Here is a 23,575-nt window from a genome sequence, read left to right as displayed (position 1 = left end):
GTGGTTCTCGGTCGGTGGAGGGTGGGTGCTGGACCGGGTCAGGGCCGCCAGCGCGGGGCGTACCCGCTGGTGAGCTTGCGCTTGTTGTGGCGCCACTTGGGCTCGTGGTTCACCAGCTCGTTGGTGAAGCCGCGCAGCCGGCGGATGACCGCGCCGTACGGCTTGATGGCCAGCGAGGAGAGGGTGCTGCCGGGCGGCTCGTCCATGAACGGCATGAACGCGTCCGGGAAGCCCGGCATGGTGCAGCCGATGCAGATACCGCCGACGTTCGGGCAGCCGCCGATGCCGGCCATCCAGCCCCGCTTGGGCACGTTGCAGTTCACGACCGGACCCCAGCAGCCCGACTTGACCAGGCACTTGGGGGAGTTGTAGTCCATCGCGAAGGTCGCCTGCTCGTAGTAGGCGGCGCGGTCGCAGCCCTCGTGCACCGTCTTGCCGAACAGCCACTGCGGACGCAGCATGTGGTCCAGCGGGGGCGGGGGAGCGGTGCCGGCGGCGTGGTAGAGCACCCAGACGAGGGTCTCCATGAAGTTCTCCGGCTGGACCGGGCAGCCCGGCACGTTCACGATCGGCAGCCCGCCCTGGGACTTGAAGTCCCATCCCAGGTAGTCCGCGAGGCCCATGGAACCGGTCGGGTTGCCGGCCATCGCGTGGATGCCGCCGAAGGTGGCACAGGTGCCGATGGCCATCACCGCCCAGGCCTTGGGCGCCAGTTGGTCGATCCAGTCGTTGAGGGTCTGCGGCTGGCCGGTCTCCGGGTCGTTGCCGAAGGACGTCCAGTAGCCCTCGCCCTCGATGATGTTCTGGTTCGGGACCGACCCCTCGATGACGAGGATGAACGGCTCCAGCTCGCCCCGCGCGGCCTTCCGGTACGGCGCGAGGAAGTCCTCGCCGCCCAGGCTCGGCGAGAGCACCTTGTTGACCAGGTTGACCTTCGGCAGGCCCGGAATCAGGCCGAGGACCAGGTCCTCGATGGAGGGCTGGTCGGCCGCCGTCACGGAGACGGTGTCGCCGTCGCAGCTCATGCCCTCGGAGATCCAGAGGATGGTGATCTCGTCGAACCCCTGGCGTGCCTCGGCCCGGCTGGGTTCGCCGCCGGCGGCGGTGGCGGTCACGTTTTGGGTGCTCATGTGTTCGGCCTCCGATGAAGTGGGCCCCGGGGCGGCTCGGTCGCCGCCTCTGGATCCGGGACGTCGGTGCCCCCGAGCGGCTCGACTTCGTCGGGCCGGAAGTAGTGGAAACGGCCGTACCAGCCGTGCAGTTCGGCCGCCGGATCGTCGTCGACGGTGACGGCGAGATGGGTGCTGCCGTCCACGTCGTGGAAGACCGCGGCCACGGTCGCGGTCCGGCCGGCCAGGAACATGTCCTGGGCGTCGGCACCCCGGCCGCGCGGGCGCAGCCGCACCGCGCTGCCGCCACCGACCCGCACACCGTCGACCAGGACGGTGTCGGTGGCCGGCGAGAGCCCCTCGTCGGCGCCCTCCTGCCACCAGGCGGGGCGCTCGGCCACCGGCTTCAGCGAACGGATCGCGCCGTGCAGCCGCCCGAAGACCTCCGGCGGCATGGTGTCGACCCGGTCGAGGATCTCGGCCGCCCGCGGGTCGGTGGCGCGGGCCTCCCGCTTCTCCTCGTCCGTCAGCAGCATGGTGCGCAGGGTGAGGATCTCGTCGATCTCACCGGCGTCATGCAGATCTCCGGGGCTCTCCGGTGCCACCTGTGGATGGTCGGGCAGGATGATCGGCGAGGAGAGCAGCAGGGCGGAGACCGAGCCGTGGGCGGGGGTGCCGGCGGGGGGTGCGCCGCCGAGCACCGGGAACGTGAAGTCGTTACGACAGCTCCGAGAGGCCTCCTGGAGGGCCGGGCCCGGGTCGATCAGGGAGACGAACTCCGCGCCCTCGACGCCGAGCAGGGTGTGGGTGGCGATGAGCGCGTGGCGCAGCGCCTGGTCGCGGGGGGCGTGCGGATCCGCCGTGTCCCCCTCGTTCGCGGTGCGCACCCGGAGCCGGACGAGGCCCTCGCCGAACCGCTCGGCGACGACCGTGGTGCCGGCCCGGACCTCTTCCCGGCGCCTGACCAGCCGTCCGGCGCCGGAGGGCAGCGCCTCCGTGTCGGCACCGGCGGGTGAGCCCACGGGGAACGTGTGCCGGCCCTCGTCCAGGGTGACCGTGAAGTCGGCCTCGCGCGGTACCGCCTCCTCGAAGGTCAGCTGCACGGTCCCGTCGTCGCACGTCAGCGACTCGACCGGCCGCCGGTCGCCGTCCTCGACCTGCTTGTGCTGCATCTGCAGATACCGCACCCGCACCCGCACGACCGCGCCCGGCCGGTACACCCGCACCAGGCACTCCGTCTGCTGGTACCAGGAGTCCGCCGAACCCGACACACCCGGGCTGACCGGGCCGTCGGCCTCCACCCAGTTCCTGGGGAAGAGGACCCCGAACTGCCAGCGGGCACGATTCTTCGGTGAGGACCGCCGATAGGGGTAGAGGAGGTAGCCCTCGTAGAGGACGGCATCGGCGACGTCGCTCAGCTGCCCGAAAGCGTCCCCCGACCGCTCAGGCGGCCGCTTCGAGCCGTCCACCAGGGCAGTGCGGGGCGCTCTGCCGTCGACCAGTCCCTCGGCCATGCAGCCTCCTCGGATCCGTGCGCGCCCCCATGCCTTCCACCACGGTCACATCGGTCACGCCTGCTCGCCTCTTCTGGCCGAGCGGCGTTGGGCCGGACGGGGTGTGCCTGGGCGTACGCCGGGTCAGCCGGCGGAGGCGGCCTGCGCGGGACGGTCCGGCCGGACCGAGACGACGATGTCGCCGACCTGGCCACGATCGTCCTTCACCAGCAGCAGGCTCGGCAGGGTGGTCTCGGCGGAGGTTCCGGGCCCGTCCACCTCGGCCGCGCGTCCCCGGCGATGTGCCGGGTGGTCAGGGGGAGGTGAAGAGGGTGGGGAAGCGTGGGGCGAGCCAGGGTTTGCGGCCCGTGGCGAGTACCTGGCCCCGGGCCATGGCGAGCCATGGATTACGGCGGCCGAGGGCGATGAGCAGGAAGGCGACCGGATCGATGAGGATCGTGCAGTCCGGGCGCTCCAGCGGTCCCGCGGCCACCCGCACGGCACCGTCGGCGAGTGTGACCCCGAAGGCGCCGGCGCCACCGCGCAGCCGGATCGTGTAGCGGGCGGTCAGTCCGGCGACGGCTGAGCCGTCCGCCACGGCCGGCATCACCGAGAGCATGAACGGCATGCACAGCGCGACCCGTTCGGCTTCGATCATGTGCGGGCGCCGCAGCGCACGGGCGAGATCGTAGCCGTGCCCCAGCATGTGCGTGAGCAGGTACGAGGCGAGGACGGACCGGTCCATCGGGCCGAGCGGGGTGACCGGGGCCGGACCGTCCACCGCCGTGGCCAGCGCGTCGACGCAGCGCGCGGCCTGCTCGGTGATCATCGTCGCGAGCGGCTCGGCCCCGCGCTCCCCGAACGCGGCCAGTGACTCGGCGTTGGCCGCCGCGAGGCTCCGCGGTGTGCCGTCCCCGTACGGGCGTTCCCGTCCGAGAGCGAGGTCCGCCATCAGCCCGTTGGCCAGCGCCAGATGGGCGGCCGCCTCACCGACCGTCCACTCCGACCCCGGTACGGCGACACTCGTGTCGGCCACGCCGTACAGCACGGCCGCGATGTCGTCGCCGGCCTGCCGTATCGCCTGCCCGAGTCCTTCGGGCAGCGCCCCTCGGACGTCCTGCCGTGCCGCCTGATCCATGTCGGTCGCCCCTGTTCTACCGGCCGGTAGCCAACCAGACGTACGGGCGCACCACAAGCCCTGTGACGGTCACCGCGGGCGGAGGCCGTGCAGGAAGGTGTCCACGACCACGTCCGCGGCCTGGGCGGCGCCGAGTTCGGGCAGCTCCTGCGAGGCCAGGTGCATCAGCTGCGGCAGCAGTGAACTCGCCCACGCCGTCGGGAGATCCGCGCGCAGGAGCCCCTCGTCGGTGGCGCGCCGCAGGAAGTCGTCGATCTCCCCGATCAGAGCGTCGCGCCGCTCGCGGATCGCGTCGTCGGCCCGCAGCCGGCTGAGTTCCACCGGCCACTTGCGATTGACCTCGATGATCTCCTCGACGTACCGGTGCAGCGCCACCGCGACGGGAGCGGCACGCAGCCTGGCGTTCCGCACGGCCCGCTCGACCGCGTCGTACCGCGCCTCGTAGATGGCCGCCAGCAGCTCCTCGCGGGACGCGAACCGCCGGTAGACGGTGCGCCGGTCGACGCCGGCCTCCGCGGCGATCGCGGCGATGCTCGCGGCCGGGTCGGCGGCGAGCATACGGGCCCCGGTCGTCAGAACCGCTTCCAGGTTGCGCGCTGCGTCTGCTCTCACGCGCCGAGCATAGCCCGAGGTGTGGAACCTGGCTCATCTAGTGACTCAACGTTGAGGCTGTCGATGATATAAGTGCTACATTGAAGTGACAGTTGATGAAATCCGCTTCGCTCGAATCCTCGGGAGAGAGCAAATGATCACTTACGACCGTCTCTTCATCGCAGGCTCCCGGGAGACGCCCAGTGACCCCGACCTGCTCGACATCCGGTCGCCGCACGACCAGGCGCTCATCGGCCGTGCCGCCCAGGCCCGTCCCGCCGACATCGACCGTGCCGTGGCCGCCGCCCGGGCCGCCCTCGACGAGGGCCCCTGGCCGCGCACGACACCCGCGGAACGCATCGCCGTCATGCGCCGTCTGAACGCGCTGCGGGAGGCCGATGCCGAGAAGATCGCCGACCTCGTCTCCGCCGAGAACGGTTCGGCCGCCTGGTTCACCAGGGCCGGACAGCCGGGGCTCACCCGGCAGGCCGAGGCCTACCTCAGGGCCGCGGAGAAGTTCGGCTGGGAGGAGACGCTGGAGTGCGGCTCCGCGGTCCGCGCTGTCGTACGCCGTGAGCCCGTCGGTGTCGTCGCCGCCGTCATTCCCTGGAACTCCCCGTTCTCGGCGGCCATGGCGAAGATCATCCCCGCGCTGCTGGCCGGCAACACGGTCGTCCTCAAGGTGTCCCCGGAGAACTCGCTGAGCATGGGGTTCCTCGCCGAGCTGCTGGAGCGGACCGGTCTGCCGGAAGGCGTGATCAGCGTGCTCCCCGCCGACCGGGAGACCAGCGAGTACCTGGTGTCGCACCGCGACATCGACAAGATCGCGTTCACCGGCTCGACCCGGGCCGGGCGCAGGATCGCCGCCATCGCGGGCGAGCAGTTGAAGCGGGTCAGTCTGGAACTGGGCGGCAAGTCGGCCGCGATCATCCTGCCGGACGCCGACCTCGACCAGGCGGTGCGGGGGCTGAAGTTCGCCTCCCTGCTCAACAACGGCGAGTCGTGCATCGCCCAGACCCGCGTCCTCGCGCCGCGCAGCCGGTACGACGAGGTCGTCACCGGCCTCAAGGACCTCGTGGAGTCGCTCAAGGTCGGTGACCCGGCCGACCCCGACACCTTCATCGGCCCGATGATCCGCCGGGACCAGCAGCAGCGCGTGCGGGACTACATCGAGGTCGGCATCACGGAAGGGGCCCGGCTCGTCACCGGCGGCCCCGGGATCCCGCCGGGGCTGGAGAACGGCAACTACGTGACCCCGACCGTGTTCGCCGACGTCGACAACTCCATGCGGATCGCCCGCGAGGAGATCTTCGGCCCGGTCCTCGTGGTCATCCCCTACGACGACGAGGACGACGCCGTACGGATCGCCAACGACTCGGAGTACGGCCTCTCGGGCGGCGTGTGGTCCGCCGACGAGGGCCATGCGCTGCAGGTCGCCCGCCGGCTGCGGACCGGCACGGTCACCGTCAACGGCGCGGCCTTCTCCTTCGATGGCCCGTTCGGCGGCTACAAGGCCAGCGGGATCGGCCGCGAGTACGGGGCGGTCGGGCTCGCCCAGTACGTCGAGCACAAGACCGTCACCGTGTGATCTCGCGCCACGTTCTCGTCAGTCGACCGGCGGGCGACGGTCGCTCCAGCGGAGGGCCGGCTCCAGGGTCGGGACACCTGGAGCAGCAGGTCCTCCCGCCAGGGCGCGGCGACGATCTGGACGCCCACGGGCAGTCCGCTGGCCTCGCCGTGGTGGAGGGGGGAGCGAGATCGCCGGCTGGCCGGTCGCGCGGTGTCCGCCGCGCCATGGCTCGCCGTCGACGACGTCGCGTGGGCCGCCCCCGCATACCTGTCCGGAACACCGCTCCGAGCCGCCGGCCGGTGAGAAGGAGACCGGGCTTGCCCGGACCCGCGGTGAACCGCCGGTCCGTCGCCGCCGTGCTCAGCCGGCGACCCTCTTCCGCGTCCGGACATGGCGGGCCCGCGCCTGCCCCTTCGCCGCCTCGGCGAGAGCGGGTTGAAGGCGGCGGGCGGCGTCGACGTGGTCGTCGGTCCAGATGATCCGCACCGCGACGGGGGTGGCCCGGCCCTGACCGTCGCTGAGTTCGGTGCGGACGGACTCCACCAGCCGCGCGGCGCCCTCGGGGCGCAGCGGGACGACGTCGGGGACGGGGGAGTGGTCGCCGAGGCTGGTCGCGAGCCCGTGGTACCAGTCGGTCACGAGGGCCGCCGACCCGAGGACGGCACAGTGGGCGTCGGCCCGCACGGCCTGGACGCGCGCCAGGTCCTCACCCTGCCACAGGGAGACGACGGCGTCGGCGGCCAGGCGCAGCCCGACGACTCCGGAGACGAGGGTGGTCGTGCAGGCCAGCGACAGCGGCTTGGCGCCGCGTTCGGCGAGGAAGCTGCGGAACGCGTCGTCGAGGCGGCGCGCGGAGGCCGCCGCCTCACGGCTCTGCGGATCCGGGCCGCCGGGGTGGCGGTGGCCCAGGGCGTAGTCGACGGCGCCTCCGAGGTAACGGGCGCTGTCGTCGTACGCCTGGGCGAGTGCCTTGTGGACGGCGGACCGGGCGCCGCGCGGCCAGAAGAACACGGCGACGAGGACGCTGACCGCGCACCCGAGCGCGATGTCCTGGACCCGCAGCAGGGCGATGTGCCAGTTGGGGTCGTGGCCGATGTTGAACAGCACCACGAGCGTGACGGTGAACGCGGCCTGCCCGGCGGCGAAGGAGATGGCGGCGGGCGCGATGCCGGCGAGCAGGATGGCCACCGGGAGCACGAACCACAGCGCGGTGCCGTGATGGCCGATCAGCTGCAGCAGCCCGGCGCCGACGACCGAGCCGGCCACCGTGCCGAGGACCGCGCGGGCGGCGTTCTGTCCGGTGCTGAGCGCGTTGGAGCGCAGCACGGACAAGGTGCCCAGCAGGACCCAGAAGGAGTGCCCCACGCCGGTCGCCCCGGCCAGGAACACGGCGATGCCGAGACCGACGGCGCCGCGCAGGCTGTTGTGCAGCCACACCGAGTCGGCCCTGAGATGAGCGCCGGCCCGTTCCCGTGCGGCGGTCAGCGGTGCGGCCAGCGCGCCCGGCTCACGGCCGAGCAGCCGCTCGGGCCAACTGCGCTGCCAGGCGGTGGCCGCCACGTCCACGTTGTCGGCGATCTGCAGCACGGCGAAGCTGAGCTCCTGGGCGCGGAAGGACACGTCGAGCGCGGCGATGAACCCGTAGATCTCCGCCGTGCTGTTCCCACCCGGGTGTTCGGAGGGCACACGGACGGTGGAGCTGTGCTCCATCCCGGTCAGCGCCGCGCGCAGCGCTTTGGCGCGGGCCCGCAGCGGGCCGGTGTCGCCGGTCAGGTCCGTGAGCAGGTCGCGGGCCGCCTCCAGGACGTGGGCGGCGGCGCGGCGCACGCTGTGCGCGGCCGGATCACAGCCGGGGGGCTCGTCGGTGTAGTCGGACCGGTCGACGAGGATCGCGCACAGCCAGGTGAGTTCGTCGACCAGCCGGACCAGGGCCCGTGAGGTCGCGGACAGGCCGGTGGGGCGATAAGGGGTGGCTTCGAAGGCTCCCCGCAGGTCCGCGCCGGTACGGCCGGTGTACTCCGCCGCCGCTCTGCACTGGTCGGCGTGGGGCACCGCCCCGTCCGGTCCCGGCACGGAGGCGCGGGTGCGCAGATACCCGGCGGCGGCACGGCAGACGGCGGCCGCCGGGGCGCTGAGCGGATCGGCGACGGGACGCGGCCACAACAGGGCGACGGCCGGCAGCGCCACCACCGCCGCCAGGCCCGCCCCCGCGAGGCGGTCGGGCAGCTGGGACAGCGGTACCGGCGCGCTGACCGGCAGCACGAAGGCCAGCAGGAGCGCCGTCGAACTGCCGGCCAGCAGCGAGCTGACCACACCGGCGAACAGGACCACGAACCCGACCACGACGGTGGCCACTACGGCGAGCCAGGTCTCCGTGGCCGCCAGTGTCCCGACGCAGATCAGCACCAGCCACGCCACCGCGAGAGCCGCCTGCGCCCGCAGCCGCTCCACCATCGGACCGGAGTAATCGACCAGCAGCAGCATCGAGAACGACCCGAACGCGGCGAAGCTCGCCATCGTCGGGGAGCGGAAGACCTCGGTGCACAGTGCGAACAGGGCGGGCATCACCAGCGCCGTACGCCCGGCCCGCCGGGTCGCCGCGAGGTCCGGGTCCTTGCCGCGCAACCACGTCACCCAGCGTGGTGCCCGCCCCGACATGCGCACCTCCCGCTGGCCCAGGGCAGCCGGCCCCGCCGCCGCACCGCGTACACCACTTATATGCGGCCACCATCCGGCGGTCCGCAACATTTACCGGGACCCGGCCCGCTCACCGCACCGGGAAGCCGAACGTATACCCCTGGTCCCTGAGCCAGGGCAGCACCTCGTGCAGTGCGGCCACGGTCTCGGAGCGGTCCCCACCGGCGTCGTGGAAGAGGATGGTCGGGCCGTTGGGCATCTCGTCCTTGACGGTGGCGACGATGGAAGCCGTACCGGGGCGTTCGAAGTCCTTGGAGTCGACGTTCCAGCCGAGCGGCCGCATGCCGTGGGAGGCGGCGAGCTTCCTGCTGTACGGGGTGAAGGCGCCGCCCGGGGCGCGGTAGTAGAGCGGCCGTACGCCCCCCGACGCCTTGGTGATCATGCGTTCCGCGTCGAGGATCTGCTGGGACTGGTAGGCCTCGGACTTGGCGTCCATGGTGACGTCGTGCGACACCGTGTGGTCGCACAGCCGGTGCCCGGCCGCCACCACCGCCTTGACCAGGTCCGGATGCGCCTCGGCCTGCGGGCCGATCATGCAGAACGTGGCCTTGACGCCGTACTCCTTGAGCACCTGGAGCACCTGCGGCGTCCAGACCGGGTCCGGGCCGTCGTCGACGGTGATGTTCACGCCACGGGCGCCCCGGTCCGAGGCGTGCGCGATCTCCACCGACACCGCGGCCGCCTTCCGGCCGGCGCCGGGCGCCGCGGGGTGCGCCGAAGTCCCGGCTCCCGCATGCCCGTTGACGGGGTCGGTCTGCGAGGTCCACAGCGAGGCGGCCACGGCCACCGCGGTGACCCCCATCGCAGCCGCGGCCACCTGGCCGTACCACCCTCGTCCGCCGCGCCGTGCCATGGTCCGCCCCGATCCTTGTCGTTCCGTTGATCTCGTGCACCCGTCCAGACGGAAGGCGGCGGGCACCGGATCCATCCGTTACCGACCACGCACAATTCCGCGAGAGATCTGCGACAGGCTCCCCGCGTGTCCTTTAACGGCGGGTGGGGCGATCGGTGTTGGCGGCCCCGGAAGATCGCGGCTCGGAGGGACCGGTTGTCTGCTTGGCTGCGCGGTACCGATGAACACGCGTTATTAATGAAACCGGGTTGTGCTAAGCTTTCGGTCGTGAATCCGACCCGCCCCCGGCGCGCCCGCAGTGCGGCGGCCAAACAGCAGCGTGAGCGGGAGATCCTCGACGCGGCCCGCTCGCTCGGCACCGAGCGCAGTGTGCGTGAGGTCACGCTGACCGACATCGCCGCCGCCGTCGGCATGCACAAGTCCGCGATGCTGCGGTACTTCGAGACACGGGAGCAGATCTTCCTGACGCTCACCGGCGAGGGCTGGCAGGAATGGTCGGCGGCGCTGCGCGCGAGGCTGGGCGAGCTCGCCGGCGCCGGCCCTGACGAGATCGCGGCGGCCGTCGCCCGCTCGCTCGTGGCGCGGCCGTTCTTCTGCGACCTGCTCGCCCAGGCGCCGCTGAACCTGGAGCGCAATGTGTCGCGCGAATCCGCCTACGAGTTCAAGACGATCGCGCTCGCCGAGGTCGCCTCGATCGCGACCGCGCTGCGCGGCCTGCTCGGGGTCGGCGAGGGCGCGGCCATGGACGTGATCGCCACGGCCACGGGCATGGCCGGGGCGTTGTGGCAGATGGCCGCACCCGGCACCGGTCTGCGCGAACTCTACGAGAGCCAACCCGAGTTGGCGCATGCGGTGGTCGACGTCGAACCCCGGCTGACCCGCATCCTGACCACCCTGCTGAACGGCGTACGCGCGACGTCCGCGGAGTCCTGAGACCGCACCGCTCCCGGCGCGACGTCCTGTGTCGGTGCAGCCGGGAGCCGGGAGCCGGGAGCCGGGAGCCCGGTGCCTGGGGCCGGGAGCCCGGTGCCTGGGGCCGGGAGCCGGGAGCCCGGAGCGCGGGGCGCGGGGCCTGGGGCGCGGAGCTTGGGGCCCGGGGTTTAGAGCCGAGTGCTTGGGGCCGGGAGCCCGGAGCGCGGTGCCTGGGGCGCGGAGCCCGGGGCCCGGGGTCTAGAGCCGAGTGCCCGGGCCAGGAGCCGGGTGCCGGGGCCGGCTGCCCGGAGCGCGGGGCCTGGGGCGCGGGGCCCGGGGCCCGGGGTCTAGAGCCGAGTGCTTGGGGCCAGGAGTCGGGTGCCCGGAGCCCGGAGCCGGGGTCTGTCGGTTTCCTTGGAATCCCGGAATGGGTGCTGTATATCGGTCGCGGGCCCGACCGATTACCGGGTTCCCCGACTGGCTTGCCGTCGGATTGTGCGCATTCACAACCCGGGACACAACAGTCGGAGGCCCTCGGTATGAGGACCTTCGACGATGGGGCGCGGGTTGGTCAACTGCCGTGCAGAGCCTCCTTGATGGCGCCGACGGCGATGCGGCGTGCGAGGTTGGTGGCGTAGCAGTCACGCAGGCTGTCGAGCATCATGAAGTCGTGCACGATGCCCAGGACGCGGGCGGCGGTGACGGGGACGCCGGCTTCCAGCAGGCGGCGGGCATACGCCTCGCCCTCGTCGCGCAGGACGTCGGCCTCGTCGGTGATCACCAGGGCCGGTGGCAGACCCCTGAGGTCGTCGAGGGAGGCGCGCAGCGGGGACGCGTAGCGCTCCTTTCGCTGGGCCTCGTCGCTCGTGTACTGGTCCCAGAACCAGATCATGCCGTCCCGGGTGAGGTAGTAGCCGTCGGAGAACTGCAGGTAGGACGCCGTGTCGAAGTTGGCGTCGGTGACCGGGTAGAGCAGGATCTGCGCGGCGAGCGGGATGCCGCCGCGGTCCTTGGCCATCTGGGCGAAGACCGCCGACATACAGCCGCCGACGGAGTCGCCGCAGACGACCATGCGGGACGCGTCGAGCCCCTGCTCGGCGCCCTGGGCCACGACCCACTGGCCGACGGCGAAGTTCTGCTCGATCTGGGTGGGGTAGCGGGCCTCGGGCGCCCGGTCGTAGACCGGGAAGACCACCGCGGCCTGGGCGCCCACGGCCAGTTCCCGCACGAGGCGGTCATGGGTGTTCTCGTCGCCGAAGACCCAGCCGGCGCCGTGGATGAAGAAGATCACCGGGAGTGTGCCGGTGGCGCCCGCGGGTTTGACGATACGGGTGCGGACGGTTCCCCAGTCACCGGCGTCGACGTCGGCCCAGCTCTCGTCGATCGGCGGTTTGGGTACGCCTTCGCCGGTCTGCAGGCCGGCGAGGATGTCGCGGCCCTGCTCGGGCGGCACCTCGTAGATCCGGGGGTGGGGTGCGGTGGCTTCGGTCAGTTCCTTGGCCGCTGTCTCCAGGAAGGGGGTGGGCGGCGGGGGCAGATCCTTCATGATGAACCTCCAGAACGGTGCCGACGCCGTCGCGGCGCGGCCGTTCGGTCGCTCGCTTCCACAGCTCATCCTGCCCGAGGACCGAGCCGAGGGCGCGTCGGCGGGCCGGCCCGGACGGCGGCCGGCACCCCCCCTGCACCCCTGGGCCGACGCCGAATGGCTCCGCCGCCGGCTCAGGCGGCCCCGCCGACCTCGTGGACCAGCTCGATCGCCCTCCCCAGCGTGGTGAGCCGGTCCTCCGGAGTCTCCCCGGCCGGATAGAGGCGGACCGTGTCGACGCCGGCGTCGCGCCAGACGGTCAGCCGCTCGCGCACCATGGCCTCCGTGCCGATCAGCGTCGTACCGAGCACCATCTCGTCGGTCACCAGGGCGGCAGCGCCGTCCCGGTCGCCGGCCTGCCAGCGCTCGTGGACCTCGGCGGCGACCTCGGCCCAGCCTTGGCGGCTGTAGGCGCCGTTGTAGAAGTTGGTGGACGCCGACCCCATGCCGCCGAGACTGAAGGCGAGTTCCTTCTTGCGTCCGGCGACCATCGCGCCGAGCGCCTCCTCGTCGGCTGCGAAGGCGACCTCGGCGCCCTGGCAGACGTCCAGGTCGGCGCGGGTGCGTCCGCTGCGGGCCAGGCCCTCGTCGAGGTGGGTGAAGTAGGCGTCGGCCGCGCCCTCGGGCACGAAGCTGGTGCCCAGCCAGCCATCGGCGACCTCACCGGTCAGCCGCAGCATCGCCGGGGACAGGGCGGCGAGATAGATCGGGATCTGGTGCTCGGCGCGCATCGACAGCCGCATCGGGACGGCCTCGCCGTCGGGCAGCGGGACGGTGAACTCGGCGCCTGAATAGGCGAGTCGGCCGCCGTCGAGCACCCGCCGTACGATCTCCACCGTCTCGCGCATGCGCCGCAGCGGCCGTGCGAAGGGCACGCCGTGCAGTCCCTCGATCACCTGTGGGCCGGAGGCGCCGAGGCCGAGCAGGAAGCGCCCGCCGGACAGGTTGGAGAGGGTGATGGCCGTCTGGGCCACCGCTGTCGGGGTCCGGGTGCCCAGCTGCATGACGCCGGAGCCGAGCAGCATCCGGTCGGTGAGCGCCGTGTAGTAGCCGAGCGCGGAGGGCGCGTCGGAGCCCCAGGCCTCGGCGACCCAGCAGATGTCCAGGCCCAGTTTCTCCGCCTCGACGACGAAGTCGCCGAGCTGGGACCAGTGTTCGCCGCCCGAGGCCTCGATCGTGGTGGCCGTCCGCATCACGCCTCCGCCCGCTGCTTGATCTGCGCGAGAGTGGCGGTGATGCTCTGCTCGAACTCCCGCAGCCGTACGAACACGATCTTCTGTTCCTTGTCGGGCATCCGGTCGATCGCCACCGACAGCCCCGAACGCCCCGGTCCCAGCTGCATCCACTGCGACAGTTCGGTCCCGCCGTTCTCGGGGCGCAGCCGGAACCGCCAGACCGCGGAGGGTTCCGCGGGGTCTTGCACGGCCCAGGCGAGGACCGACTCCGGTTCGCACTCGATCACATAGGACGTGGTCTCCCACTTGCCGAATGCCTCGTGCTCGCTGCGGCCGACGAACCTGGCGCCCACCGCCGGCCCGTGAGCGCCGTCCAGCCAGGCGACGGACCGGAGTTCCTCGCTCATCTCCGGCATCAGCTCGATGTCGCTGACCAGGGCCCACACCTTCTCCGGCGGGGCGTCGATCCAGGTCCGCACCTCGATCGTGGGTGTGTCCGAATAGCGTGCGCCCGTCCACTCCAAGGTCGTCGGCCTCCTCGCCGTCAAGGGTCTGACCTCCAGGGTTGCTTCCTGAGACTCACCCTGTCAAGAAGCCACGCTGTGCTCAGTCGGTGCCGAACCGTCGTCGTACGTCAGGGCGCTGCCTGAGCCGCTTCGGATAGCCGGGCCCCATCCGCATCGAGGTCTCCTCTGCCCGCATGGGTGTCCGGCACTGGGCGCAGACCACCTCGGCCGTGGTGTCGTGGTCGCAGGCGTCGTGATGGAAGACCACGGGGACCCCCCTCTCCCCGGCCAGCCAGCGGTCGCCCCACGCGGACATCGCGGCGAGCACGGCGAACAGGTCCCGCCCCTTCTCCGTGAGGACGTAGTCGTAGCGCGGCGGCTCGGCCTCATACAGCCGCTTCTCCAGGATCCGCTCGTCGACCAGGTGGCGCAGCCGGTCGGTCAGGGTGTTGCGGGCGATGCCCAGTTCCTGCTGGAACTCGTCGAAGCGGCGGATCCCGTAGAACGCCTCCCGTACCACCAGCGGCGTCCAGTGGTCACCCAGCAGATCGACGGTCCGTGCGATGGAACACGGCCACTTGGCGAACGACGTCCGTTTCATGGTCCTACGATAGCGAGTCTCGTGACGAAACTCAGCAGACGGTGAGCCGACGGCCCAGCCGCATCCGGGCCGCGTGGACAGCGCTGCCCCGTGCGCTTTGACTGGTCATGACGGGTTCCTTGGGGCCCCTGTGACGCTCGGGGTGGACCCGGGCCAGATTTTTCCGGGCTTCCGAGGTTCCCGCTCGACGGCAGCGAACCGTGAAACGAGGTGCCCGACGATGGAGATCGAGGGATCGGTCGCGGTGGTGACCGGTGCGAACCGGGGGATCGGGCTGGCTTTCTCGCGTGCTCTGCTGGCCCGGGGCGCCGCCAGGGTGTACGCGGGCGTCCGCCGGCCCGAGGACTTGACCGAGCCCGGCCTGGAACCGCTGCTCCTGGACGTCACCCACCACGACCAGGTCGCGGCCGCCGCGCGGACGGCGTCCGACGCGACCATCGTGGTCAACAACGCGGGCATCCAGGCCGGGCCGCCCCTGCTGGAGGGCTCCATGGACGGCGCACGGCGGGAGCTGGAGGTGAACTATCTGGGCACCTGGGCCGTCTCCCGCGCCTTCGCACCGGTCCTCGCGGCCAACGGGGGCGGCGCCCTGGTGAACATGCTGTCCGTGGCCTCCTGGCGGCCGAACAGCCGGTTCCCCAGTTACGCGGCGTCGAAGTCCGCGCAGTGGTCGCTGACCAACGCGCTGCGTATCGCCCTTCGGGAACAGGGGACCCTGGTCGTCGGCGTGCACGTCGGCTGGGTGGACACCGACGCCACCGCGGAGATCGACGTGCCGAAGACCGACCCGGCCGAGGTGGCGGCGCGGACCATGGACGCCATCGTCCGTGACGAGCCCGAGGTCCTGGTCGACGACACGGCCCGCCAGGTCCGCGCCGCACTGTCCGGGCCGCTCGATCTCATCAGCCCGACCGCCTGACCGTGCGACGGTGGAGTCAGCAGACCGACTCAACCCAAGGGTGAGGTGGAGCCATGCAAACCGACTTCGACGTCGTCGTCCTGGGAGCCGGGCCGGGCGGCTATGTGGCCGCGATCCGTGCCGCCCAGCTGGGCCTGCGCACCGCCATCGTGGAGGGCCGGTTCTGGGGCGGTGTCTGTCTGAACATCGGCTGTATCCCGGCGAAGGCGCTGCTGCGCAACGCCGAGGTCGCCCAGCTGATCCTGCACGACGCGGAGAAGTTCGGCGTGAAGATCAGCGGCGAGGTGGGCCTTGACTACCGCGCCGCCTGCGAACGCAGCCGGGTGGTGGCCGACGGACGCGTCAAGGGCGTCGGCTATCTCATGCGCAAGAACAAGATCGAACAGTTCGAGGGGCAGGGCACCTTCCTCGACCCCCACACGCTGCAGGTGCGTATGCAGGACGGCGAGACGACACTGACCTTCCGCTCCTGCATCATCGCGACCGGCTCGACCGTGAAACTGCTGCCGGGCACGACGCTGGGCCGGCGCGTCGTCACCTACGAGGAACAGATCCTCTCCGACAGCCTCCCGTCGAGCCTGATCATCGCGGGCGCGGGCGCCATCGGCATCGAGTTCGCCTATCTGCTGCGGTCCTACGGCGTCGAGGTCACCCTGGTGGAGTTCCTCGACCGGATCGCGCCACTGGAGGACGAGGAGGTCTCCGCCGAACTCACCAGGCGCTTCAAACGGCAGGGCATCCGTGTGATGACCTCGACGGCCGTGCGGGCCATCGAGGAGACCGAGGAGAACGTCCGCGTGACCGTCCGCCGGGGCGAGACGGAACAGGTCCTCGAAGCGGAGAAGGTCCTCCAGGCCACCGGCTTTCAGCCGCGCACGGCCGGCTACGGACTGAACAGCACCGGGGTACGGCTCACCGACCGCGGCGCGATCGACGTCGACGGGTACTGCCGTACCAGCCAGCCGCACATCTACGCCATCGGCGATGTCACGGCGAAGCTGATGCTGGCGCACGCCGCCGAGGCGATGGGCATCGTCGCCGCCGAGAGCATCGCCGGCGCGGAGACCATGGAGCTGGACTACCGCATGATCCCGCGCGCCACGTTCTGCCAGCCGCAGATCGCCAGCTTCGGCTGGACCGAGGCCGAGGCCCGCGCCGAGGGCTTCGACGTGCGCGTGGCGAAGTTCCCCTTCACGGCCAACGCCAAGGCTCACGGCCTCGGTGACACGGTCGGGTTCGTGAAACTGGTGAGCGACGCCCGCTACGGCGAACTCCTCGGCGGCCACCTCATCGGCCCCGACGTGACCGAGCTGCTGCCCGAGCTGACGCTGGCTCAGAAGTGGGATCTCACCGTGACCGAACTCGCCCGCAACGTCCACGCCCACCCCACCCTGAGCGAGGCGGTCCAGGACGCCCTGCACGGGCTCGCCGGACACATGATCAACCTCTGACGGCAGAGCTGTGCGGACGCGTGTGTCCGTGCCGTGTGCGAGACGGCACGGACACTCCGCACGGGTCTACCGAGGGCGGACGTACGGCCGGGTCATGATCTCCATGTTGTGGCCGTCCGGGTCCTCGAAGTAGGCGCCCCGGCCGCCGAACAGGCCGTTGATGCCGCCGGGTTGGGTGTGGTGGGGATCGGCGTAGTAGGTGACGCCGTCCGCCTCCAGCCGGGCGATCATGCCGTCGAACCGGTCCTCGGGCACGAGGAAGGCGTAGTGCTGTGACTGGATCGGCTCGTCCCGCTTCTCGTAGTAGTCGAGCGTCACGCCGTTGCCGAGGTCGACCGGCAGGAACGGCCCCAGCGGGAGGCCGACCCGCAGGCCCAGGACGGTGGCGAGGAACTCGGCGGAGCGGTGCCGGTCACTGGCGTAGACGGCCGTGTGGTTCAGCCGGACGGCGGCCGCCGACGCGTCGGACGGTCCCCGCTGGTCGTGCGGGTGCTTCTGGTCAAAGGACAAGGAAGTCTCCGGTCTTGGGGTCTGCTGGGTTCGGGCGCGCGTACGGGCATACGGGCGCCGGGAGCGAAGACGCGGAGAAGGTGGGCGGGCCCCTGGCCCGCCTCGTGCTCACGCCGAGGCCGGGAACCTCACTCGTGCATGGCCCATGGCCGACCCGGCAGTCACCCGGCCGAGCCTAGCGACCGTCACGGGCCGGGGCAACGGAGTTGTCCGGTGCCGGACGGCCGCGGCCGCAAGGCGTGCGGTCGGGCCGTACCCGCGGTGAACACATACGCTTTGCCGGGCGTGCCCTTGGTGTGCGGCCGCCGGGCCGGGCCCACATCCATCTCACCACACGACAGTAGTTCGCCGGCTGAACTCCCCTCGGGACAACCCTTCTTGGAGGAAGCATGTCCACCGCGGACGAGCTGATCAGTCCCGACAGCATCCGTCGTCTGGCTGTCATCTTCCAGGAGACCGCCCTGGTACCTCACGCTGGCAAACCGTGGCGGACTGCCCGGCACTGCTCGGCCCCGCTCGGCCTCGGCGAGCGGGCCCGGACGGTGGGCGACGCGCTCCTCGCCGACTGCGGCCGTGACTACGAGGAGCTGGCCCGCGTGGTGCGACGGGCCCTCAACCGTGACGACCTGACGGGCTGGACGATCTGGCCGGTCACCGAAGCCGTCGCAGTCGCGGCCACCACGTCCGGCACCGGCCGGCACTTCGACGACGGCCTGGATCTGCTGGCGCGGCTCACGCCCCGCCTGACCGGCGAGTTCGCGCTCCGCACCTTCCTCAACGCGGACCTGGACCGACTCCCGGGACCCGGCCGTACGGCGGCCGGCGAGCGAGGGCAGCCGCCCCAAACTTCCCTGGGCCCGGCAGGTGCCCGCGCTCAACCGCGACCCCGGAGCCACGGTCCCGGTGCTGGACAGGCTGTACGCCGACGCCTCGCAGGACGTGCGCCGCTCGGTGGCGAACCACCTCAACGACATCTCCCGACTCGACGCCGCACTGGCCGGGACCGCCGCGCGCCGGATGCGGACCCCGGCGCCCGCCACCTCCGCCCTGGTGCGGCACGCGAAGGTACATGGCGGCCAACGGGCACGTCGGCAAGATCGTCGTAACCGTAACCCACGACGACACGTCCTCGTGAGCCCTGCCTGACGTCCGTCGGCGAGCCGCGCCGAGGCCTCCCCGGCGGCTCTGAGCCCCGGCTCGCGCGCGGGGGCGTTGCACCGCCGGCCGTCAGCGGCCCCCCTGTGCCGCCATCCGGTCGGCGGCGTCGTAGATCAGTCGGGCGTGCAGTTCGAAGAGGGCGACCAGGTCGACGGGGCCGTCGCTGACCTCCGCGTGCACGAAGAGGCCGTCGGCACCGGCGACGGCGTAGGTGGCCAGGGTGTGCACGTCGTCCTCGTCCAGGGCCGGGAACAGGGAGGCGATCACCTCGGCGATCCGCTGGTGGGAGATGCCGCGGACCTGGAGGAAGACCGCACGGCCGCGGGGCTCGGTGGGGCGGCGCTCCAGCGCGAGCATGAGGCCGAGACGCAGGAAGTCCGGTGCGGCGACGAGCGACCTGGCCACGTTGGCGGCCATCAGGGTGACCCGTTCCAGTGGGGTGCCGACCTCTTCGCCGGGCAGTTCCACGGCCGAGAGCCAGGTCTCGAAGCTGCGCTCGATGACGGCGGCGATCAGGTCGTCCTTGTCCTTGAAGTGCCAGTAGATCGAGCTGGCGGGGAGCCCGCACTTGGCGCTGACGGCGGCGATGGAGGTGCCGTCGTAGCCGCGCTCACCGGCGATCTCCACCGTGGCGTCGAGGATGCGCTGCCGCGACTCCACCCCGTTCGCACGCTTCCTGCGTGCCGTCTGCGGCCCGGTCATCGCTGCGCCTCTCGGGGATCGTGGCGGCCCGTACGGCGGGCCGCCTCTGAAGTGTCCACCTCGGGGGTCGAAGTCCCAGGTCACAAGGGACAGCATCAGGTAACTGACGGGAACCAGCCGGTCCAGCAGTCTCTTGACGATCTGGTACGGGCTTCAGCACGCCGTAGGACGATCGGATCGTTGTCTGCGTACACCACTCGGGCGCTCGTCGGGATCTGCTGAGCGACCTGATGAAGGTTGGGGTCGGCGGGAATCCCCGGAGCACGGCTGACCGTCCTCGAACGCAGCGGCCACTTCACGGGCCACGAGCTGGGCCGGACGCGCCGGCCGAGCCACTCGCCGCGCGTCGTTCACACGGCTAGGGTCTCCGGACTACCGAACCAATGGCCCGCGGCCCGCTCGAACGCCTCACGATCAGGGCTGCGATCACCTGCCCAGACGACGATGCCGTCAGGTCGGACGAGCACGGCACCCAGCCCGAGGTCGTTCCTCGCGGCCCCGGCCGCATACCGTATCCGGCTCTCCCAACCCGTCGCCGAACCCCGTAGGAGTCGGTCGGCGCTGAAATCGAGTGCGACGCCTCGTCCGTCCTGCATCAGGTCGCCGAGGCGAGTGCCGTCCTCCAGACGGAATTCCGGGGCGGGGCGGCCGACCAGCGGGTGCTCGCTGCCAAGGTCGTAGCGGATGGCCTGTCCCGACATCCTGTCGAGCACGTAGGTCGTTCCGTCACGGGTCTCGATCAGGTCGCGGATCACTCCTTGAATCGCCTGGGCATGCGGGTCCGGGCTCATGGCCGCCACCTGGGCGCGCGACCAGTCGAGCACCCTCTCGACGAGCGGACGGCGCTCGCCGGTGTAGGTGTCGAGAAGTCCGTCGGGCGCGTGGCCGTGCAGGGTCGCCGCGAGCTTCCACCCCAGGTTCATGGCGTCGCCGATGCCGGTGTTGAGTCCCTGCCCGCCGAGGGGGGAGTGGATATGAGCGGCGTCGCCCGCGAGCAGGACGCGGCCCTGCCGGTAGGTGGTCGTCTGCATCGCCCGGTCGGTGAAGGTCGAGACGAGATGGACCTCGCTCAGTGTCACGTCGGTGCCGGACACCCGGCGCAGCACCGTCTGGAGATGGTCGGGAGTCGGCTGCTGCGAGCGGTCGAACGCGCCGCCGTCGAAGTCCAGCATGCCGATCTGCCCGCCGCCCGGCGGCTGGAGGTACATGCCCGTCGGGGTCAGGTTGAAGCCGGGGCGCAGCTTCTCGGGGTCGGCGAGGGTGACATGCATGCTGTAGCCGGTGAGCCGCGGTTCCGAGCCGACGAACTCGAAGCCCGCGAGTCCACGTACCGTACTGCGTCCGCCGTCGCAGCCGACGAGCCAGCGCGCGGGGTACTCGTCCCCACCGGCCCCAGCGACCACCCCCTCCTCGGTCTGGACGACGGCGTCGACCGCGACACCGCGCCTGATGTCCACACCGAGCTTGGCTGCCTGCTCGGACAACACCGTCTCGACCGTTTCGAGGTAGGTCAGCAAGCCCTCCGGTGCCGGGCTGCGGAGCCGGTACGGCAGGGCGGCGACATCGACCTTTGCGCCGTCGAGCACGATGCCGGCGAAGTGGCCACCTTGCCGAGGGGGCGTCAGCTCGTCCGAGTCGAGGTCCACCCCGGAGTCGTCGGGGACGCCCGCCGCCGTCAGCAGCGGGTGCAGCAACCCGCGCCGGTAGAACGCCTCCATGGACGCGGCGGACAGGCCCCGCATCCCCAACGGCCGCCCCTTGAACGGGGAGCCGGGCTCCGGCTCCCGTTCGAGCACCAGGACGGAACAGCCCGCGAGGCCGAGCTCACAGGCGAGGAACAGACCGACCGGGCCAGCACCCACGATCACTACGTCATGCACCAGAGATCTCCTTCTCACACCTACCGCCGGATGGGCACCCGGCAGGTTTCTCTGGAAAGGTGCCAACCCCCGCCGACATCCCACCGACAGCCTCCGACATCCGACCGACAGCACGTTCGCGTCGGTCCGGAGCGCGGATGGAATGCGGCCGTGAACGGCGGACTCGACGTCGCGCTCGGCAACTCGCGCGGCCCGGAAACGCCGGCCGACCTGGTTGGCGCGACCGAAGCCCTGGACAACGACTCGACCACGAGCAGCGAGCTGCTGCAGCGGTGCGTCGGTGAACTCGCGCACGCTGTCAAGGCGTTCAACACCTAAGTCGCGCGTAGACCGGCGCCTTCGGCGCGATGCACGATGCCGTACGCCAGAGAGGAACTCGGCCGAGGCCGGGCCGGCCGCCAGGGCGCGGAAGACCTGGACCTCCGCGAGTGTCAGGTAGTTGGTACCGGACAGTTGGATCTTCACGTAGCGCCGGACGTGGTGACCGGCAACCTGGTCGGGTGGCCCATGGTGCCGGGCTGGTGGCTCGGTTCACACGCCGGGCCGGGCCGCCTGCTGCTCGGGGGACAGCGACTGGTCGAACGGTGTGTCGGACACGAACACCCAGTAGTCGGTGGAGCGTTCGGCGCAGCAGTCCGTGCGGTTCCAGAGGTTGACGCCGCCGATCGGCTGTGCGGAGCCGAGGTCCGCCTGCCACCAGGCGTTCCGGTCGTTGTCGGTGTGCGAGACGGAGCCGGAGGTGTACGTGCCGTTGGTGTCCCCGTCCGCTGCGCGTGCGGCGGAGCCGTCGAACGCCGTGGAGGACTGTGTTGCCGGCTTGCCTCGCGCGATGTTGTCCGACGGGTCGTATGCGTAGCCGCTGTGGTCGGGCTTGCTGGTACCCGCCGCGGTGGTGACTGTGAATGCTTCCTTGGCGTCTGCCTCCCGGCGGGCCGATGGCCACAGGTCACCCGTGCGAGCTACCTACCTGACAGTTGGTCAGAACGGCGAGAGCCGAGGGGATCGTTTCCCCGCTTGCGGGGCGGGAACCGGCCACGATCGGATCACCGGCTGCCGCCCCAACTGGCCGGTCCGGCGCCGTCGCTCTCCGGGCTCAGTACCCGCAGCTCCGTGATCAGCCCGTCCGTGTCGACGGTCACGCGCTCGATGCCGCCCTGGGACCCGAGCTGGCCGTCGGTGGTGCGCCAGGCCGCTATGAAGTGGACCTCGATCGTTCCTTCGCCGAGCGTCGTGGTGGTCCACACATGCTTGCTGTCGGTCATGCCCGAGTACAAGCGTCGGTAGAACTCCGTGATGTCGGCCAGGCCGTTCACCGGCGGGAGCTCGCCGAACTGCACGGTGGCCTCCGGTGCGAACACCGATCCGAGATCCTGCAGTGCTTGCGGCTCGTGCACCGCACGGTCAACGAGCGTGATGTAGCGATCGACCACCGGCTCGGTCGTCTGAGTCATTGCATTTCCTCTTTCTTGTGAGGTGTCAGCCCATCAGGGCTCTGCCGAGCTTGGCGCCGACCGGGGTCGAGACGGCGCGGATCAAGGTGCTTCGGGCGATGTGGCCGAAGCGGTTGGCGGGCATGAAGAAGTGCCGCATGCGCAGCGCTTCCTTCTGGTAGCGGGTGACGAGCGGGCGCAGCTGCTGTTCCCAGTTGCCCAGGGCGGTCGGCAGGTCGCCGTGTTCGGTGAGCAGGCGGGCCAGCAGTTCGGCGCCGGCGATGCCCATGCCGGAGCCCTGGCCGGAGTGGAGGGTCATGCACCAGGCGGAGTCGCCGAGCAGGAGCACCCGGCCCTGGCTCCAGCGGTTGAGCTGGATCTGGCTGACCTGGTCGAACAGGACGGACTCGGAGCGGTCCATCGCCTCCAACATGGGGGGCACGACGTCCCCGCCGAAGCCGGCGAAGGCCTGGCGCAGGGCGTCGGAGGGCTTCTTGCGGATCTCGGCGGCGGGCCAGTCGGTGCGGTAGAGCAGGAAGGCGACCGGGGGGTGGTCGCGGTAGCTGTTGATCCAGGCGGAGCGGCCGGGGGCGGTGGCGACCGCGGTGTCGCCGTCGCGCATGCCGGGCAGCGGGCCGTCCATGACGCAGGCGGCCACGACGTGGTCGAAGTCCTTGCGGTAGAGGTCTTCTGGGCCGAAGACCAGGGAACGGACGGTGGAGTGGATGCCGTCGGCGCCGATGAGCAGGTCCGCGCTCTCCACGGACCCGTCGGTGAGGGTCACGGTCACCTGCTTGCGGTCCTGGGTGATGGCGGCGGGCCCGGTGCCGTAGCGGATCTCCACCAGGTCCTGGACCGCCTCGTACAGGACGCGCTCGAGATCACTGCGCAGCAGCATCCGCATCGGGGTGCCGTTGACCTGTTCGGGAAAGGTCAGGCCGGGTGTGAGGCGACCGCGGGAGTCGATTTCGAACGCGCGCCCCTCGGGGTCGCGGCGGTCCGGGAGCGAGTCCAGGAGGCCGAGGCGTTCGGCGGCGGTGTAGCCGGGGCCGTTGAAGCGGACGAAGTAGCCGCCGGTGCGGCGTTCCGGAGTCCGCTCGATGATCAGGGGCTGCCAGCCGGCCCGGTGCAGGCTCAGAGCCGCGGCCAGACCGGAGATGCCAGATCCGACGATGAGGGCACGAGGGGCGCCCTGTGGGGGGAGCGACGAAGAGGTCATGCTCTCGACCATACCCTTGATCGATACTGGATGACCAGTTTCGAAATTTGGTCACACGACAGGTGGGGTGGGATGC

Annotated in this window: 23 protein-coding genes and 1 pseudogene; 6 read left to right on the top strand and 18 right to left on the bottom strand. The window is 71.2% G+C overall.

Annotated features, from left to right (window positions below; genetic code table 11):
- Nucleotides 1–38: 38 nt before the first annotated feature.
- The 5 genes from ABTY98_RS02355 to ABTY98_RS02335 all read right to left on the bottom strand — a co-directional run bounded on the left by ABTY98_RS02355 (nt 39) and on the right by ABTY98_RS02335 (nt 4,298).
- Complete coding sequence (locus ABTY98_RS02355) at nt 39–1,130, bottom strand: NADH-quinone oxidoreductase subunit B family protein (protein ID WP_352218981.1); 1,092 nt, start codon at nt 1,128–1,130, stop codon at nt 39–41.
- Nucleotides 1,127–2,623: a hypothetical protein gene (locus tag ABTY98_RS02350; RefSeq protein ID WP_352218980.1), complete on the bottom strand. Its 1,497-nt coding sequence runs from the start codon at nt 2,621–2,623 to the stop codon at nt 1,127–1,129. Before ABTY98_RS02350 ends, ABTY98_RS02355 begins: the two co-directional genes overlap by 4 nt.
- Before the next feature lie 123 nt (nt 2,624–2,746).
- Nucleotides 2,747–2,881, bottom strand: coding sequence for a hypothetical protein (locus ABTY98_RS02345; RefSeq protein WP_352218979.1), 135 nt, complete (start codon nt 2,879–2,881; stop codon nt 2,747–2,749).
- 34 nt (nt 2,882–2,915) lie between these two features.
- Nucleotides 2,916–3,740 carry a maleylpyruvate isomerase family mycothiol-dependent enzyme gene (locus tag ABTY98_RS02340; protein WP_352218978.1) on the bottom strand — a complete coding sequence of 275 codons (825 nt, stop codon included), beginning with the start codon at nt 3,738–3,740 and terminating at the stop codon, nt 2,916–2,918.
- Nucleotides 3,741–3,809: 69 nt separating this feature from the next.
- The gene (locus tag ABTY98_RS02335) at nt 3,810–4,298 is read right to left on the bottom strand and encodes a TetR/AcrR family transcriptional regulator (protein ID WP_352219209.1); all 489 of its coding nucleotides are present in this window, start codon (nt 4,296–4,298) and stop codon (nt 3,810–3,812) included.
- 187 nt (nt 4,299–4,485) lie between these two features.
- On the opposite strand from ABTY98_RS02335, the gene ABTY98_RS02330 reads away from it, so the two are divergent.
- Entirely contained in the window at nt 4,486–5,919 is a 1,434-nt protein-coding gene (locus tag ABTY98_RS02330; RefSeq protein ID WP_352218977.1) for an aldehyde dehydrogenase, read from the top strand.
- A gap of 342 nt (nt 5,920–6,261) precedes the next feature.
- Here the strand turns inward: ABTY98_RS02330 and ABTY98_RS02325 are convergent, their stop codons facing one another.
- Together ABTY98_RS02325 and ABTY98_RS02320 are read right to left on the bottom strand one after the other, a co-directional pair.
- Nucleotides 6,262–8,559 (bottom strand): FUSC family protein, encoded by a 2,298-nt coding sequence (locus ABTY98_RS02325; protein WP_352218976.1) that lies wholly within the window; start codon nt 8,557–8,559, stop codon nt 6,262–6,264.
- A 109-nt stretch (nt 8,560–8,668) separates the two neighbouring features.
- Nucleotides 8,669–9,451: a polysaccharide deacetylase family protein gene (locus tag ABTY98_RS02320; protein ID WP_352218975.1), complete on the bottom strand. Its 783-nt coding sequence runs from the start codon at nt 9,449–9,451 to the stop codon at nt 8,669–8,671.
- A gap of 237 nt (nt 9,452–9,688) precedes the next feature.
- On the opposite strand from ABTY98_RS02320, the gene ABTY98_RS02315 reads away from it, so the two are divergent.
- Nucleotides 9,689–10,384, top strand: coding sequence for a TetR/AcrR family transcriptional regulator (locus ABTY98_RS02315; RefSeq protein ID WP_502994124.1), 696 nt, complete (start codon nt 9,689–9,691; stop codon nt 10,382–10,384).
- 550 nt (nt 10,385–10,934) lie between these two features.
- On the opposite strand, the gene ABTY98_RS02310 is transcribed toward ABTY98_RS02315, so the two are convergent.
- The 4 genes from ABTY98_RS02310 to ABTY98_RS02295 all read right to left on the bottom strand — a co-directional run bounded on the left by ABTY98_RS02310 (nt 10,935) and on the right by ABTY98_RS02295 (nt 14,230).
- On the bottom strand, nt 10,935–11,909 hold the full coding sequence (locus tag ABTY98_RS02310; RefSeq protein WP_352218973.1) for an alpha/beta hydrolase: 975 nt from the start codon (nt 11,907–11,909) through the stop codon (nt 10,935–10,937).
- Between the two features lie 173 nt (nt 11,910–12,082).
- Complete coding sequence (locus ABTY98_RS02305) at nt 12,083–13,141, bottom strand: LLM class flavin-dependent oxidoreductase (RefSeq protein ID WP_352218972.1); 1,059 nt, start codon at nt 13,139–13,141, stop codon at nt 12,083–12,085.
- On the bottom strand, nt 13,141–13,647 hold the full coding sequence (locus ABTY98_RS02300; RefSeq protein ID WP_352218971.1) for an SRPBCC family protein: 507 nt from the start codon (nt 13,645–13,647) through the stop codon (nt 13,141–13,143). The genes ABTY98_RS02305 and ABTY98_RS02300 overlap by 1 nt, the downstream gene beginning before the upstream one ends.
- A gap of 82 nt (nt 13,648–13,729) precedes the next feature.
- Complete coding sequence (locus ABTY98_RS02295) at nt 13,730–14,230, bottom strand: winged helix-turn-helix transcriptional regulator (RefSeq protein WP_352218970.1); 501 nt, start codon at nt 14,228–14,230, stop codon at nt 13,730–13,732.
- A 220-nt stretch (nt 14,231–14,450) separates the two neighbouring features.
- Between ABTY98_RS02295 and ABTY98_RS02290 the strand changes: the two genes are divergently transcribed.
- On the top strand, nt 14,451–15,149 hold the full coding sequence (locus ABTY98_RS02290; RefSeq protein ID WP_352218969.1) for an SDR family oxidoreductase: 699 nt from the start codon (nt 14,451–14,453) through the stop codon (nt 15,147–15,149).
- Nucleotides 15,150–15,202: 53 nt separating this feature from the next.
- Nucleotides 15,203–16,600 carry a dihydrolipoyl dehydrogenase gene (gene lpdA, locus ABTY98_RS02285; protein ID WP_352218968.1) on the top strand — a complete coding sequence of 466 codons (1,398 nt, stop codon included), beginning with the start codon at nt 15,203–15,205 and terminating at the stop codon, nt 16,598–16,600.
- Nucleotides 16,601–16,666: 66 nt separating this feature from the next.
- Here lpdA and ABTY98_RS02280 read toward each other — a convergent pair whose 3' ends face one another.
- A complete protein-coding gene (locus ABTY98_RS02280) occupies nt 16,667–17,041 on the bottom strand; it encodes a VOC family protein (RefSeq protein ID WP_352219208.1) in 375 nt (124 codons plus the stop codon).
- 933 nt (nt 17,042–17,974) lie between these two features.
- Between ABTY98_RS02280 and ABTY98_RS02275 the strand changes: the two genes are divergently transcribed.
- Nucleotides 17,975–18,256 (top strand): hypothetical protein, encoded by a 282-nt coding sequence (locus ABTY98_RS02275; protein WP_352218967.1) that lies wholly within the window; start codon nt 17,975–17,977, stop codon nt 18,254–18,256.
- A gap of 81 nt (nt 18,257–18,337) precedes the next feature.
- Here the strand turns inward: ABTY98_RS02275 and ABTY98_RS02270 are convergent, their stop codons facing one another.
- The 3 genes and pseudogenes from ABTY98_RS02270 to ABTY98_RS02260 form a co-directional block, all read right to left on the bottom strand.
- Nucleotides 18,338–18,970 carry a TetR/AcrR family transcriptional regulator gene (locus ABTY98_RS02270; RefSeq protein ID WP_352218966.1) on the bottom strand — a complete coding sequence of 211 codons (633 nt, stop codon included), beginning with the start codon at nt 18,968–18,970 and terminating at the stop codon, nt 18,338–18,340.
- A gap of 134 nt (nt 18,971–19,104) precedes the next feature.
- A pseudogene (locus ABTY98_RS02265) lies at nt 19,105–19,227 on the bottom strand (SAM-dependent methyltransferase); the annotation flags it as partial.
- Between the two features lie 93 nt (nt 19,228–19,320).
- Complete coding sequence (locus ABTY98_RS02260) at nt 19,321–20,850, bottom strand: FAD-dependent oxidoreductase (RefSeq protein ID WP_352218965.1); 1,530 nt, start codon at nt 20,848–20,850, stop codon at nt 19,321–19,323.
- A gap of 150 nt (nt 20,851–21,000) precedes the next feature.
- On the opposite strand from ABTY98_RS02260, the gene ABTY98_RS02255 reads away from it, so the two are divergent.
- Nucleotides 21,001–21,168, top strand: coding sequence for a hypothetical protein (locus ABTY98_RS02255; protein ID WP_352218964.1), 168 nt, complete (start codon nt 21,001–21,003; stop codon nt 21,166–21,168).
- Between the two features lie 213 nt (nt 21,169–21,381).
- Here the strand turns inward: ABTY98_RS02255 and ABTY98_RS02250 are convergent, their stop codons facing one another.
- The 3 genes from ABTY98_RS02250 to ABTY98_RS02240 all read right to left on the bottom strand — a co-directional run bounded on the left by ABTY98_RS02250 (nt 21,382) and on the right by ABTY98_RS02240 (nt 23,499).
- Nucleotides 21,382–21,681, bottom strand: coding sequence for a galactose-binding domain-containing protein (locus tag ABTY98_RS02250; protein ID WP_352219207.1), 300 nt, complete (start codon nt 21,679–21,681; stop codon nt 21,382–21,384).
- A 212-nt stretch (nt 21,682–21,893) separates the two neighbouring features.
- On the bottom strand, nt 21,894–22,301 hold the full coding sequence (locus tag ABTY98_RS02245) for a nuclear transport factor 2 family protein (RefSeq protein ID WP_352218963.1): 408 nt from the start codon (nt 22,299–22,301) through the stop codon (nt 21,894–21,896).
- Between the two features lie 25 nt (nt 22,302–22,326).
- Nucleotides 22,327–23,499: an FAD-dependent monooxygenase gene (locus ABTY98_RS02240; RefSeq protein WP_352218962.1), complete on the bottom strand. Its 1,173-nt coding sequence runs from the start codon at nt 23,497–23,499 to the stop codon at nt 22,327–22,329.
- Nucleotides 23,500–23,575: the final 76 nt, after the last annotated feature.

This window comes from Streptomyces sp. NPDC096040, assembly GCF_040303265.1.
Taxonomy (GTDB): Bacteria; Actinomycetota; Actinomycetes; order Streptomycetales; family Streptomycetaceae; genus Streptomyces.
The sequence above is the reverse complement of the archived record's forward strand: the minus strand, read 5'-3'. Positions and strand labels throughout refer to the sequence as shown.

Bases quoted from the DNA above. Each gene is read 5' to 3' on its own strand.
- ABTY98_RS02355 (WP_352218981.1), bottom strand. From the start codon at position 1,130: ATGAGCACCCAAAACGTGACCGCCACCGCCGCCGGCGGCGAACCCAGC.
- ABTY98_RS02350 (WP_352218980.1), bottom strand. From the start codon at position 2,623: ATGGCCGAGGGACTGGTCGACGGCAGAGCGCCCCGCACTGCCCTGGTG.
- ABTY98_RS02340 (WP_352218978.1), bottom strand. From the start codon at position 3,740: ATGGATCAGGCGGCACGGCAGGACGTCCGAGGGGCGCTGCCCGAAGGA.
- ABTY98_RS02335 (WP_352219209.1), bottom strand. From the start codon at position 4,298: ATGCTCGCCGCCGACCCGGCCGCGAGCATCGCCGCGATCGCCGCGGAG.
- ABTY98_RS02330 (WP_352218977.1), top strand. From the start codon at position 4,486: ATGATCACTTACGACCGTCTCTTCATCGCAGGCTCCCGGGAGACGCCC.
- ABTY98_RS02325 (WP_352218976.1), bottom strand. From the start codon at position 8,559: ATGTCGGGGCGGGCACCACGCTGGGTGACGTGGTTGCGCGGCAAGGAC.
- ABTY98_RS02320 (WP_352218975.1), bottom strand. From the start codon at position 9,451: ATGGCACGGCGCGGCGGACGAGGGTGGTACGGCCAGGTGGCCGCGGCT.
- ABTY98_RS02315 (WP_502994124.1), top strand. From the start codon at position 9,689: ATGAAACCGGGTTGTGCTAAGCTTTCGGTCGTGAATCCGACCCGCCCC.
- ABTY98_RS02310 (WP_352218973.1), bottom strand. From the start codon at position 11,909: ATGAAGGATCTGCCCCCGCCGCCCACCCCCTTCCTGGAGACAGCGGCC.
- ABTY98_RS02305 (WP_352218972.1), bottom strand. From the start codon at position 13,141: ATGCGGACGGCCACCACGATCGAGGCCTCGGGCGGCGAACACTGGTCC.
- ABTY98_RS02295 (WP_352218970.1), bottom strand. From the start codon at position 14,230: ATGAAACGGACGTCGTTCGCCAAGTGGCCGTGTTCCATCGCACGGACC.
- ABTY98_RS02290 (WP_352218969.1), top strand. From the start codon at position 14,451: ATGGAGATCGAGGGATCGGTCGCGGTGGTGACCGGTGCGAACCGGGGG.
- lpdA (WP_352218968.1), top strand. From the start codon at position 15,203: ATGCAAACCGACTTCGACGTCGTCGTCCTGGGAGCCGGGCCGGGCGGC.
- ABTY98_RS02270 (WP_352218966.1), bottom strand. From the start codon at position 18,970: ATGACCGGGCCGCAGACGGCACGCAGGAAGCGTGCGAACGGGGTGGAG.
- ABTY98_RS02245 (WP_352218963.1), bottom strand. From the start codon at position 22,301: ATGACTCAGACGACCGAGCCGGTGGTCGATCGCTACATCACGCTCGTT.
- ABTY98_RS02240 (WP_352218962.1), bottom strand. From the start codon at position 23,499: ATGACCTCTTCGTCGCTCCCCCCACAGGGCGCCCCTCGTGCCCTCATC.